General features: G+C 73.4%; 11 protein-coding genes and 1 pseudogene. 4 read left to right on the top strand and 8 right to left on the bottom strand.

Annotated elements, in window-relative coordinates:
- Positions 1-2: 2 nt before the first annotated feature.
- Both FHX32_RS14995 and kdd read right to left on the bottom strand, forming a co-directional pair.
- A complete protein-coding gene (locus FHX32_RS14995; protein WP_167182823.1) occupies positions 3-1,571 on the bottom strand; it encodes an amidohydrolase in 1,569 nt (522 codons plus the stop codon).
- 5 nt (positions 1,572-1,576) lie between these two features.
- Positions 1,577-2,638: an L-erythro-3,5-diaminohexanoate dehydrogenase gene (gene kdd / locus FHX32_RS15000; protein WP_167182825.1), complete on the bottom strand. Its 1,062-nt coding sequence runs from the start codon at positions 2,636-2,638 to the stop codon at positions 1,577-1,579.
- Between the two features lie 139 nt (positions 2,639-2,777).
- On the opposite strand from kdd, the gene FHX32_RS15005 reads away from it, so the two are divergent.
- Complete coding sequence (locus tag FHX32_RS15005; protein ID WP_167182827.1) at positions 2,778-4,184, top strand: lysine 2,3-aminomutase; 1,407 nt, start codon at positions 2,778-2,780, stop codon at positions 4,182-4,184.
- Between the two features lie 97 nt (positions 4,185-4,281).
- Positions 4,282-5,439 (top strand): low temperature requirement protein A, encoded by a 1,158-nt coding sequence (locus FHX32_RS15010; protein ID WP_167182829.1) that lies wholly within the window; start codon positions 4,282-4,284, stop codon positions 5,437-5,439.
- On the opposite strand, the pseudogene FHX32_RS15015 reads toward FHX32_RS15010, so the two are convergent.
- Positions 5,417-5,497 (bottom strand): annotated as a pseudogene (locus tag FHX32_RS15015) (YnfA family protein); the annotation flags it as partial. The gene FHX32_RS15010 and the pseudogene FHX32_RS15015 overlap by 23 nt on opposite strands.
- A gap of 182 nt (positions 5,498-5,679) precedes the next feature.
- On the bottom strand, positions 5,680-5,874 hold the full coding sequence (locus tag FHX32_RS15020) for a CsbD family protein (RefSeq protein ID WP_167182831.1): 195 nt from the start codon (positions 5,872-5,874) through the stop codon (positions 5,680-5,682).
- Between the two features lie 163 nt (positions 5,875-6,037).
- Here FHX32_RS15020 and FHX32_RS15025 point away from each other — a divergent pair, with 163 nt between their 5' ends.
- On the top strand, positions 6,038-6,649 hold the full coding sequence (locus FHX32_RS15025) for a histidine phosphatase family protein (protein WP_167182834.1): 612 nt from the start codon (positions 6,038-6,040) through the stop codon (positions 6,647-6,649).
- Here FHX32_RS15025 and FHX32_RS15030 read toward each other — a convergent pair.
- The 3 genes from FHX32_RS15030 to FHX32_RS15040 form a co-directional block, all read right to left on the bottom strand.
- Positions 6,579-7,085, bottom strand: a complete 507-nt coding sequence (locus FHX32_RS15030) for an Lrp/AsnC family transcriptional regulator (protein ID WP_167182837.1) — start codon at positions 7,083-7,085, stop codon at positions 6,579-6,581. The two genes, FHX32_RS15025 and FHX32_RS15030, sit on opposite strands and share 71 nt — an antisense overlap.
- A gap of 115 nt (positions 7,086-7,200) precedes the next feature.
- Complete coding sequence (locus tag FHX32_RS15035; RefSeq protein ID WP_167182840.1) at positions 7,201-8,343, bottom strand: acyl-CoA dehydrogenase family protein; 1,143 nt, start codon at positions 8,341-8,343, stop codon at positions 7,201-7,203.
- Positions 8,340-9,455 (bottom strand): M24 family metallopeptidase, encoded by a 1,116-nt coding sequence (locus tag FHX32_RS15040; protein WP_167182843.1) that lies wholly within the window; start codon positions 9,453-9,455, stop codon positions 8,340-8,342. The genes FHX32_RS15035 and FHX32_RS15040 overlap by 4 nt, the downstream gene beginning before the upstream one ends.
- A 227-nt stretch (positions 9,456-9,682) precedes the next feature.
- On the opposite strand from FHX32_RS15040, the gene FHX32_RS15045 reads away from it, so the two are divergent.
- Complete coding sequence (locus FHX32_RS15045; RefSeq protein WP_167182846.1) at positions 9,683-11,065, top strand: glycosyl hydrolase family 18 protein; 1,383 nt, start codon at positions 9,683-9,685, stop codon at positions 11,063-11,065.
- Positions 11,066-11,171: 106 nt separating this feature from the next.
- Here FHX32_RS15045 and FHX32_RS15050 read toward each other — a convergent pair whose 3' ends face one another.
- A complete protein-coding gene (locus FHX32_RS15050) occupies positions 11,172-12,143 on the bottom strand; it encodes a winged helix-turn-helix transcriptional regulator (RefSeq protein ID WP_167182849.1) in 972 nt (323 codons plus the stop codon).
- Between the last annotated feature and the right edge of the window lie 26 nt (positions 12,144-12,169).

Genomic DNA, 12,169 nt, shown 5'->3' on the forward strand with positions numbered 1-12,169 from the left:
GCTCACGCAGACCCTTCCTCATAGATCACCTCACCGCGCAGCACCGTGCGCCGGCACACCGGCAACGGCGTCCGATCCTGCGGACCCCGCGCCTCCGGGTCGTCGGCCTGCAACACCGGCAACCCCCGGTCCACCCCCGCCGGCGTCGACCACACCGCGAACGTCGCCGGCGCGCCCAGCGCCAGCACGCCCTCGTTGTCCAGGTGCACCGCCCGCCAACCACCCCGGGTGTGCGCCGCGAACGCCGCCCGCTCACTCATCCGCTGCGCCGGGTTGTGGTGCGCCGCCGCCGCCCGCACCGACCCCCACGGGTCCAGCGGCGTCACCGGCGAATCCGACCCGAACGCCAACGCCACCCCGACCGCGTGCATCGACCCCATCGGGTTCGACGCCAACGACCGGTCCAGGCCCAACCGCGCCTCGTACATCCGGCCCGCGCCACCCCACAACCGGTCGAACGCCGGCTGCATGCTCGCCACGATCCCGAACTCCACGAACCCGGCGATCAACCGCTTGTCCATGATCTCCGCGTGCTCCACCCGGTGCCGGGCCGCCCGCAACCGATCCGTGCCCACCCGCTCGGCCGCCGCCGCGAACCCCGCCAGCACCGTGCCGATCGCCGCGTCACCGATCGCGTGGAACCCGCCCTGCAACCCGTGCGCCGCGCAGTCCACCAGATGGTCACGCACCTGCTCCGCGCTCAGGTACCCGTGCCCGCAGCCACCGTCCCCGTCCAGGTAGTCCCGCGACACGTGCGCCGTCCGCGACCCCAACGCCCCGTCGGCGAACAGGTCACCACCGGCGCCCACCGCGCCCAACTCCCGCGCCCGCGCCGCGCCGCCCAGCTCACCCCAGTAGCCGTACACCTCCGGCAACCCCGCACCGGAGATCCCCAGCAGCCCGGTGAAGTCCTCCTCGTCGGAGATCTCCGGCCCACCGCACTCGTGCACCGCCGCGATACCCAACGACGCCGCGTGCGCCAACGCCCGCCGCTGCGCGGCCACCCGCTGCGCCCGGGTCACCGACCCGAACGCCGCCGCCCGCACCACGTGGTGCGCGTCCCGGCGCAGCCACCCCGACCCGTCGTACCCGGCCGCGCCCGCCGCCTCCGGACACGCCGCCAGCAACGCCCGCGACACCAACGCCGAATGGATCGACGCCTGCGACAGGTACACCCGCCGGCCACCGGCCGCCCGGTCCAACTCCCCCGCGTCCGGCAACCGCGGCACCGGCCACGACGACTCGTCCCAACCGTGCCCCAGCACCACCGCGTCCGCCGGCAGACCCGCCGCGAACCCGGCCACCGCGTCCAGCAGCTCCCCCGCCGACCGCACCCCCGACAGGTCCAGCCCCGACAACGCCAGACCCGTGTCCGTGGCGTGCACGTGCGCGTCCACGAACGCCGGGGTCACCAACGCCCCGGCCAGGTCCACCACCCGGTCCGCGGCGGGCGCGTCCGCGTCCGTCCCCAGCCAGGTGATCTTGCCGTCCGCGACCAGCAGGGCCGTCGCGCTCGGGTCGGCCGGGCAGTACAGCAGCCCACCGCGGTACAGGGTCGAGGGGTTCGTCATGGCATTCAGTCTGCCGCCAGCCGCGACTCGAACAGCGCCCGGACCCCCGGCTCCGCACGCAGCAGACCCAACGCCAACTCCGCGTGCCCCGGCACGTAGCCGTTGCCGACCAGCATCGTCACGTCCGCCGCCAACCCCTCCGCGCCCAACGCCGCCGCCGAGAAGCTCGTCGCCATCGAAAAGAAGATCACCGTGCCGCCGTCCGCGGTCGCCAGCACCGCCCCGTGCTCACAACCCGGCACGTCCACGCAGACCACCGTCACGTCCGCCGGCACCCCCAGCGCCGACGTGACCGCCTGCGACAACGCCACCGGATCCCGGGCGTCGGCCAACGCCACCACGTCAGCCAGCCCGGCCGCCGTCAGCGCGTCCCGCTCCGCCGCCACCGGCACCACCCCGACCGTACGGGCGGCACCTGCCCGCCGCGCCGCCGCCAACGACAGCGACCCGCTCTTGCCCGCCCCGCCGATCACCGCCACGCTGACCGGCCGGGCGTCCCCCTCGCGCGCCCGGTCGGCCACATACCGCGCCACCACCCGCGCCGTCAGCGCCGGCGCCCCGCACACGTCCAGCACCGCGAGGGACAACTGCGGATCCAGATCGTCCGGCAGCACCGCCGCGATCGACCGGGCGAACAGCACCGCGTACCCGTCGCACGGCACCTGCTCGCTACGCCCGTCCCACCGGGCCAGCCCGTCGGTGATCACCAGCGGGGTCAGCGTCAACGACACCAGCGTCGCCACCCGCTGCCCCGGCTTCAGCCCCAGCGGCGAGCGCCGCCCGGCATCGTCCACCGTGCCGATCAGCATCCCGCCCGACCCGGTCACCGGGTTCTGCATCTTCCCCCGGGTCGACACGATCTCCAGCACCTCGGCGCGCACCGCGTCGCCGTCGCCGCCGTGCCTCTCCCACAACTGCCGGAAGCTCGCCGCGTCCAGGTTCAGCCGCTCCACCCGGATCCGCACCTCGTTCGGCGCGATCTCGGGGGACGCGTCCAGCCGCCACGCCGCCTGCGGCAGCACCCCCGCCGGTTCCACAACGCGGTGCAGACCCACCGGTGACGTCACGCTGACCTCCCCTGTCCAACCGCCCGAACCCCCGGGCAGGGCTCGCGTAGCGGGAAAACTTCCGGCAGACTAATTTCTTCGCCGGATATTTTCCAGTAGCCTTCGAGGCCGCCGATCATCGCACATACGAGGAGGGGCCGTGACCCAGACCCAACCGGTGGAGACCATCCCAGCGCCCCGCCCCACGCCGGCCACCGTCCCCACCGCCGGACAGCCCTACGAATACCGCCGCGCACCCCTGGTCGAACCCGACTGGACCCGCTTCCCCGGCTGGCGCCACGTCACCCGCGAGCAGTGGGAATCCGCCCAGTGGCAGCGCGTCAACTGCGTCAAGAACATCAAGCAGCTGCGCACCGTCCTCGGCGATCTCGTCGACGAGACCTTCTACGCCGACCTCGCCGCCGACCAGGCCGCCCTGGCCACCATGTCGATGCTGGTGCCGCCGCAGATGCTCAACACCATGGTCCCGTTCGCGCCGATGAGCACCGAGGCGTTCCTCGCCGACCCGGTGCGGCGCTACATGATCCCGGTCGCCTCCGACCGGCGCACCGACTGGCCCTCACACCCATACGCCAGCCGCGACTCCCTGCACGAGCACGACATGTGGGTCGCCGAGGGCCTCACCCACCGCTACCCCACCAAGGTCCTCGCCGAACTGCTCTCCACCTGCCCGCAGTACTGCGGCCACTGCACCCGGATGGACCTGGTCGGCAACTCCACCCCCGCCGTCGACAAGCTCAAGCTCACCCTCAAGCCCGTCGACCGCTACGACGCCCACATCACCTACCTCAAGGCACACCCCGGCGTCCGCGACGTCGTCGTCTCCGGCGGCGACGTGGCCAACGTGCCCTGGCGCAACCTCGAGTCCTATCTGATGCGGCTGCTCGAGATCGAGACCATCCGCGACATCCGGCTCGCCACCAAGGCCCTCATGGGCCTGCCGCAGCACTGGCTCCAGGCCGACGTCGTCGAGGGCCTCGAACGCGTCGCCCGCACCGCCGCCCGCCGCGGTGTCAACCTCGCCATCCACACCCACGTCAACCACGCCCAGTCGCTCACCCCACTGGTCGCCAAGGCCGCCCAGACCGCCCTCGACGTCGGCGTCCGCGACGTACGCAACCAGGGCGTGCTCATGCGCGGCGTCAACGCCACCAGCAAGGACCTGCTCGACCTCTGCTTCGCCCTGCAGGGCGAAGCAGGCATCCTGCCGTACTACTTCTACATGTGCGACATGATCCCCAACGCCGAACACTGGCGGGTCCCGGTCTGGCACGCCCAGCAGCTCCAGCACGACATCATGGGCTACCTGCCCGGCTACGCCACCCCGCGGATCGTCTGCGACGTCCCCTTCGTCGGCAAGCGCTGGGTGCACATGCTCACCGAGTACGACCGCGAACGCGGCATCTCGTACTGGACCAAGAACTACCGCACCAGCATCGAGTCGGCCGACCTGGAGGCGCTCAACAAGCGCTACGCCTACTACGACCCGATCGACACCCTGCCCGAGTCCGGCCAGCAGTGGTGGGCCGACCACCGCAACGACTGACCGACCCCCGCGCACCCTCGGTCGTCGCCCCGACGACGACCGAGGGTGCGGCACCCGATCCGGAAACCCGGCGCGATCCGCTGGCTACCCTGCACCCATGGCACCCGAGCGAGGCGACGCCGACACCGCGGACCGGGCCACTCCCGTCGAGATCTTCTTCGACGTCGTCTTCGTCCTCACCATCACCCAACTCGCCCACCTGCTCGAGGACCACCTCGACTGGACCGGCCTCGGCAGCACCGTCCTGATCCTCGGCCTGCTCTGGTACCTCTACAGCGGCTACGCCTGGCTCACCAACCACGTGCCACCGCGCCGACCCGCCCGCAAACTCCTCCTCTTCGCCGGGATGGCCGGCTTCCTGCTCACCGCCGTCGCCATCCCCGACGCCTTCACCGGCAGCGGCCTGCTCTTCGGCATCGGCTACCTCGTCGTGGTCACCGTTCACCTGGCCCTGTTCAGCCGAAGCACCGCCCGCGCCGGCGTCCGCCGGCTGGCCCCCTACAACCTCGGCGCCGCCCTGCTCGTCCTCGCCGCCGGCCTGCTCTCCGGACCCGCCGTGTACGCCCTCTGGGCCGCCGCCGTCTTCGTCCAGACCCTGCTGCCCTACCTGCTACCCGGTTACTCGTGGCTCGGCGTCGCCGCCAGCTTCCGCATCGCCCCGGCCCACTTCGTCGAACGGCACGGCCTGCTCGTCATCGTCGCCCTCGGCGAGACCGTGGTCACCATCGGCATGGGCGCGCCCCTGGACCACCTCACTCCCGGCACGGCGGGCGCCATCGTGCTGGCCCTCGCGCTCCCCGCCGCCCTCTGGTGGACCTACTTCACCGAGGCCGGCGCCGCCGAGGCGGCCCTCGACCGCACCGAACTCGGCCCCCGCAGCCGGCTCTCCGCCCGCGTCTACATCCTCAGCCACTTCGTCCTGCTGCTCGGAATCATCGCCACCGCCACCGGCCTGCACGCCACCGTCGCCCATCCCGACGCCCCCACCGGATGGCCGGCCGCGCTCGCCCTCTCCGGTGGAGTGGCCCTCTTCCTGGTCGGCGTCGCCGACATCCGCCGCGTCGTCCACCACGGGCACCCGGCCAGCCGCCTGGTCACCGCGGCCCTGGTCCTGGCCACCGTCCCGATCGGCGGCCACCTCAATGCCACCCTGCACCTGGTCGTCGTGATCGCCTCGGTGACCGCGATGGTGGTCATCGACGGCCACCGGCCGGACGGCCCGACGCGACCGGTCAGCCGCGCGGCGCGTACATGATCACGGCGACCCCGAGCAGGCAGATCGCCGCGCCGGTCAGGTCCCACCGGTCCGGCCCACCGACCGACGCCACATCGGCGAGCTGAAGGCGTCCACCGACCAGGTCCACCCCCGCCTGCCGACCCGGAGTCCCCTGGTGGCTGCGGCAAGCGCAGCCGACCGGCCCACCGGGACGCGGGAAGCCCCGGGGACGCGTGGCGGCCCCCGGCGTCACGCCGGGGGCCGCCACGACGGGCGAGGTCACCTGGTGAAGGCGTCCCGCACCTTTCGGCCGGCCTCCTTGGCCTGCTCACCGGCCGGACGGGCCTGGGCGTCGCGCTGCTGCGAGCCGCCCTCCCCCTTCATCCGGGGGTTCTCGGTCATGTCGCCGATCCGCTCCTTGGCGGCGCCGGTCAGCTGCTCGACCTTGTTCTTCGCCTTGTCGGTGAAGCTCATGTCGCCTCCCTCTGCTCCGGCCGATCCGGGGGCCGACAGGCCCCTCGACCCGGTGCATGCCCGTGGCCGGTGAGCGGAAACGTGGGTCACCTACCGCACACTCCCTACGGCGTCCTAGGACACTAGGTGCACGCCGGACACCGGCGGCTGGTTAACTGGACGAATGGGCGAGATCCTGCTGATCCGGCACGGCGAGACCACCTGGAGCGCGAGTCACCGACACACCTCGTACACCGATCTGTCGCTCACCCCGGACGGCGAGCGACAGGCCCGGATGGTCGGCGCGTTCCTGGCCGGTCGGCGGTTCGTCGCGGTGCTGAGCAGCCCCCGGCAGCGGGCGGTACGCACCGCCCAACTGGCCGGCCTCACCGTCACCGGGACCGACGACGACCTCGCCGAGTGGAACTACGGCGAGTACGAGGGCCGCACCAGCGCCGACATCCGCGCCGACCACCCGCACTGGAACCTGTGGACCGACGGGTGCCCGGGCGGCGAGTCACCCGATCAGGTGGGCGCCCGCCTCGACCGGGTGCTGGCCCGGGTCACCCCCTTGCTCGACCAGGGTCATGTGGCGCTGGTAGCGCACGGGCACAGCCTCCGGGTGGCCGGTGCCCGCTGGATCGGTCTGCCCCCCGCCGCCGGCGGCCGGCTGCGGCTGGACACCGCCACGGTCAGCACCCTCGGCCACGAGCACGGCCGGCAGGTCATCCGGCGTTGGAACCAGCCACCGCTCCCGGCACCCGGGACCGTGCCCGCGCCGGGAGTTCGGCACTGACCTTCGGCGGCCGCCCCTCGTACGGGGTGGAGAGCACCACCGTGGTCCGGGTGGTGACGTTCGCCGCGGTGCGGATCTCCTGGAGCACCCGTTCCAGGTCCGCCGGGCTGGCGACCCGCACCAGCAGCAGGTAGAAGTCCTCACCCGCCACCGAGTAGCAGGAATCGATCTCCGGCAGGTGGGCCAGCCGCTCCGGCGCGTCGTCCGGCTGCGACGGGTCGAACGGCCGGATCGCCACGAACGCGGTCAGCGGCAGGTCCAGTGCCTCGAAGGAGACCCGCGCGGCGTACCCCTTGATCACCCCGCGCTGCTCCAGCCGGCGCACCCGCTGGTGCACGGCGGAGACCGACAGGCCCACCTTCTCCGCCAGATCCGTGTACGACAGCCGGCCGTCAGCGGTCAGCGCTGCGACGATGGCGCGGTCGATCTCCTCCACGGCGTGCAACCTACCGGAAAACCGCCGTCCGGCGACGACGCCGCCGCCGGACGGCCGCGATGGCGCCGGCATGGTCGACCCACCGCACCGGCGCCGCCACCCACGGTCGACCGGCTCAGCCCCTGGCCAGCGCGCGGGAGATCACCAGCCGCTGGATCTGGTTGGTGCCCTCGACGATCTGCAGCACCTTCGCCTCGCGCATGTACCGCTCCACCGGGTGGTCGGCCACGTAGCCCGCGCCGCCGAGCACCTGCACCGCGTCGGTCGTCACCCGCATCGCCACGTCGGTGGCGAAGAGCTTCGCCTTGGCCGCCTCGATCGAGTAGGGTCGGCCGGCGTCCCGCAGCCGGGCCGCGGCCAGCGTCAACGCCCGGGCGGCGGAGATCTGGGTGGCCAGGTCGGCGAGGTTGAAGCCGAGCCCCTGGAATTCGATGATGGCCCGGCCGAACTGCTGCCGCTGGATGGCGTAGCCGACCGCGTAGTCCAGTGCCGCCTGGGCCAGCCCCACCGCGCACGCGGCGATGCCCAGCCGGCCGGAGTCCAGGGCGGACATCGCGATGGTGAAGCCCATGCCCTCCCCGCCGATCAGCCGGTCGGCCGGGACCCGGGCGTCGTCGAAGGCGATCTGCGCCACCGGGGAGGCGTGCAGGCCCATCGTCCGCTCGGCCGCCTGGGGGTGGATGCCGGGCGTGCCGCGGTCGGCGAGCAGGCACGAGATGCCCTTCGGGCCGGGCCCGCCGGTACGGCAGAAGATGTTGTAGAAGTCGGCCACCCGGGCGTGGGTGATCCACGCCTTGGTGCCGGAGACCAGGTACGCGTCACCGTCGCGGACCGCCCGGGTGGTCAGCGCGGCGGCGTCCGAGCCACCCTGCGGCTCGGAGAGGCAGTACGCCCCGAGCAGCTCGCCACCGATCAGGTCGGGCAGCAGCTTGCGCTGCTCGTCGGTGCCGAAGGCGGCCACCGGGTAGCAGGACAGGGTGTGCACGCTGACCGCCTCGGCGACCGCGAGCCAGCGGCTGGCCAGGATCTCCAGCACCTGGAGGTAGACCTCGTACGGCTGCGCGGCGCCGCCGTGCTCCTCCGGGTAGGGCAGGCCCAGCAGTCCGGCCCGGCCGAGGGTGCGCAGCACGTCGCGGGGGAACTCGGCGCGCTCCTCGAACCCGGCGGCCCGCGGCGCGAGCTCCCGGTCGGCGAGTTCGGTGGCGAGGTCCAGCAGGTCGTGGGCCTCGTCGGTGGGGAGGATCCGGTCGACTGTCATAGCGCGATGAGCTCCGTGGGGGTGGTGTTGAGCCGGTGGACGCCGTCCGTCGTGCAGACGACGATGTCCTCGATCCGGGCCCCGTGTCGGCCCGCGAGGTAGATGCCGGGTTCGATGGAGAACGCCATGCCGGGTTCCAGCGGTCGGGGGTTGCCGGCCACCACGTACGGCTCCTCGTGCCCGTCCAGGCCGATGCCGTGCCCGGTCCGGTGCAGGAACGCGGCACCGAACCCGGCCGCGGCGATCGGCTCGCGCGCGGCGGCGTCGACCGCCTCGGCGGTGATCCCGGGGCGCACCGCGGCCACCGCCGCGCGCTGGGCGGCGTGCAGCACCGCGTAGTAGTCGGTGAACTCCGCCGGGGCGGGACCGCCGGCGACGTAGGTGCGGGTGCAGTCGGAGCGGTAGCCCGACGGCATGGTGCCGCCGATGTCCACCACCACCGGCTCACCGGCCCCGATCGGCCGGTCCGAGGTGCCGTGGTGCGGGCTGGCGCCGTTCGGCCCGGCGGCGACGATGACGAAGTCGACGGTGACGTGACCGGCGGCGCGGATCGCCGCGGCGATGTCGGTGGCTACCTCGGCCTCGGTGCGCCCCGGGCGCAGCCACTGCCCCATCCGCCGGTGCACCGCGTCGATCGCCGCGCCGGCCTCCGCCAGCGCGGCCACCTCCGCCGCCGACTTGCGGATCCGCAGCTCGCGCAGCACCTCGCCGGCGAGGCGCTGGGCGGCGCCGGGCAGTGCGGCGCGCAGCGCGAGCACCTGCTCGGCCCACATCCGGTCGGCCAGTCCGACCGCCGCCACCGGCCCGTCGAGGGCGGCGGTCACCAGCGGGTACGGGTCGGTGCCGTCGGCGTGGCCGACGATCCGCACCCCGGTGGCCGGGGCCGGCGACGCCTCGGCGGCGGGACGCTCCAGGGTCGGCACGATCAGCGTCGGCTCGCCCTCGGCGGGCAGCACCAGGCAGGTCAGCCGCTCCCCCGCGTGCGCGTCGTAGCCGGTGAGGTAGCGCAGGTCGGAGCCGGGGGTGAGCAGCAGCGCGTCCAGGCCGGCGGCGGCGGTGGCGCGCTGCGCGGCGGCCAGCCGGTCCGGCGGGTACAGCTCGTCGATTCCCACCCGGTCAGCTTAACGCTCGTTCGGGCGGCGCCCCAGCCGCCCCGCAACCGGGAAAGCGCTCTCCCAATCATCGAGAAGCATCGTTGACGCAATCCGTTAACATTCTTTAGGATTTGGCTCCGCCGAGGATGCGCACCCTCCCTTCCGTACGCCGCGCCGGTGCCCGGCCCGCCCGGACGCCGGTACGGCGGCACGGTCGCCACCGCCCGCCCACGGGAAGGCCCGCGATGTCCTCACCACGTCCCCGTCCCCGATCGGCCCGCGCCGCCGCCGGCCTGCTCGCGCTGGTCACCGCCGGCGCCGGCCTGACCCTCGCCGCACCGGACCCGGCCGCCGCCGCGGTGCTGCCGAACAACTTCAAGAGCGTCGGTTACCTGCCGTCGTGGAGCGGCAGCGTCACCTCCGTCCAGTACGGCGAACTCACCCACATCAACTACGCGTTCGTGCTGCCCAACGCCGACGGCAGCCTGCGCCCGGTGGAGAACCCGGGCAAGCTGTCCCAACTGGTCTCGCTCGGGCACGGCAACAACGTCAAGGTGTCGATCGCCATCGGCGGCTGGAACGACGGCGACGACTCCGCGTTCGAGGCGCTCGCCGCCAACGCCGGCACGCGCACCGCGTTCGTCAACAACGTGGTCAACTTCGTCGACCAGTACAACCTGGACGGCGTCGACATGGATTGGGAATACCCCGACCCGGGCGCGTCGGCGACCAACTACGGCCTGCTGATGCAGCAGCTCAGCGGCGCCCTACGGCCCCGGGGCAAGCTGCTCACCGCGGCCGTGGTGTCCGAGGGCTACTACGTGCAGGGCGTGCCGACCGCCGTGTTCGGCCACGTCGACTGGCTGAACATCATGGCGTACGACGGGGGCAGTCCGCACGCCAACTACGACTGGTCGATCAACGCCGTCAACGGATGGAAGGCGCGCGGCCTGCCGGCCGCCAAGGCGGTGCTCGGGGTGCCGTTCTACAGCCGGCCCGGCTATCACACCTACTCGGCCCTGGTGGGCATGGACCCGGCCAACGCCAACCGGGACTGCACCAGCGTCGGCGGCGTGCAGCAGTGCTACAACGGGATCCCGACGGTCAAGCGGAAGACCCAGTGGGCGCTGGCGAACGCCGGCGGGATGATGAACTGGGAGCTGTCCCAGGACCGCACCGACTCCACCTCGCTGGTCAGCGCCATCTACGACACCGTCATGGGCGGCACCCCGCCGCCGGGCGGGCAGACCGGCCCGATCACCGGCATCGCCGGCAAGTGCGTCGACGTGGCGGCCGCCAACACCGCCAACGGCACGCCGATCCAGCTCTGGACCTGCAACGGCACCAACGCCCAGCGCTGGACGGTGGGCGCCGACGGCACGCTGCGCGCCCTCGGCAAGTGCGCCGACGTGACCAGCGGCTCCACCGCCAACGGCGCGAAGGTGCAGCTGTGGGACTGCAACGGCACCGGCGCCCAGGTCTGGCAGGCCCAGGCCAACGGCACGCTGCGCAACCCGCAGGCCAACAAGTGCCTCGACGCCACCGACAACAGCTCCGCCGACGGCACCCGGCTACAGATCTGGGACTGCTTCGGCGGCGCCAACCAGGTCTGGCGCCTGCCCGCTTGAGCCGAGCCGTGGGGTCCCGCCGAGCGGCGGGGCGCCACCCCGGCCCGCGCCCGGCGGCCGCCGGGCGGCGGGCCGACCGGTCGGCCACATCGCCCGCGGTCCCGCGTCAGCCCACCCCGGTAGCCGGCTCGCCGGCCGGGGTGGGCCCGGCGGACCGGCCGCCGCCCCCGCGCCTCCTGACGCCGGCCGACGCGTCGGGCACCGTCACCCTGCTGCGGAGCAGGTCGAGCATCCCGTCCACCGAGCCGGCCGGGTCGGTCACCGGGAACTGCACCGCGCGCACCACGGCGGCCGGATCGACCAGCAGGGTCAGTCGCTTGAACCGCTCGACCCCGCCGGCCCGGAAGGTGGGCAGCAGCAGTCCGGCCCCGAGCCGGCCGTCCTGGTCGGACAGAAGCGGAAAGGGCAGCTCGGCGTACGCCACGAAGTCGGCCAGCTGGTCCGGGCGCTGGGTGCTCACCCCGACGATCCGGGCCCCCTCGGCGTGGAACTCGGCGGCCCGGGCGGCGTACGTGGTCGACTCCAGCGTGCAGCCCGGCGCCCCCGGGATCTCGCCCCAGCCCGGCGGCAGCCCCGGCATCCCGGGCGGGAACGCGCCGGGGAAGAAGTAGAGGACGGTCCAGCGGTCGCCCCCGGCCGGGGCCACCGGCCGTCCGTCCGGACCGGGCAGCAGCACCTCGGGCAGCCGCCGCCCGACCAGCTCGTGCACCCGCCGCGCCTCGGCCGAGTCCGCGCCCGCGGTGGCGGTGAGGTCGCCGTCGCCCATCACGTGGTGGGTGCCCCAGTCCTGCAATGCGATCAGCACCGGCAGCAACGCCTCGCCCTTGGCGGTGAGCAGGTAATCGAAGCGCGGCGGGTGCTGCGAGTACGCCCGCCGCCGCAGCACCCCGTGCTCGACCAGCCCAGCCAGCCGTTCCGCCAGGGCCCGCCGGCTCACCCCGAGCGCCCGCTGCAGCGCGTCGAAGCGGGTCGTCCCGCCGGCGACGTCGCGCACGATCAGGAAGGTCCACCAGTCGCCGAGCACGCCCAGCGCCTGTGCGATGCCGCAGTCCGCGTCCGCCAGGTCGGCCCGCCGCACACCCCCACCCCTTCACCGGTAGCCGT

Source organism: Micromonospora sp. CNZ280, from assembly GCF_011759515.1.

What these genes read in the sequence shown, in the direction of transcription:
- FHX32_RS14995 (WP_167182823.1), bottom strand. Translation starts at nt 1,571, where the DNA reads ATGACGAACCCCTCGACCCTGTACCGCGGTGGGCTGCTGTACTGCCCG.
- FHX32_RS15010 (WP_167182829.1), top strand. Translation starts at nt 4,282, where the DNA reads ATGGCACCCGAGCGAGGCGACGCCGACACCGCGGACCGGGCCACTCCC.
- FHX32_RS15020 (WP_167182831.1), bottom strand. Translation starts at nt 5,874, where the DNA reads ATGAGCTTCACCGACAAGGCGAAGAACAAGGTCGAGCAGCTGACCGGC.
- FHX32_RS15025 (WP_167182834.1), top strand. Translation starts at nt 6,038, where the DNA reads ATGGGCGAGATCCTGCTGATCCGGCACGGCGAGACCACCTGGAGCGCG.
- FHX32_RS15035 (WP_167182840.1), bottom strand. Translation starts at nt 8,343, where the DNA reads ATGACAGTCGACCGGATCCTCCCCACCGACGAGGCCCACGACCTGCTG.
- FHX32_RS15045 (WP_167182846.1), top strand. Translation starts at nt 9,683, where the DNA reads ATGTCCTCACCACGTCCCCGTCCCCGATCGGCCCGCGCCGCCGCCGGC.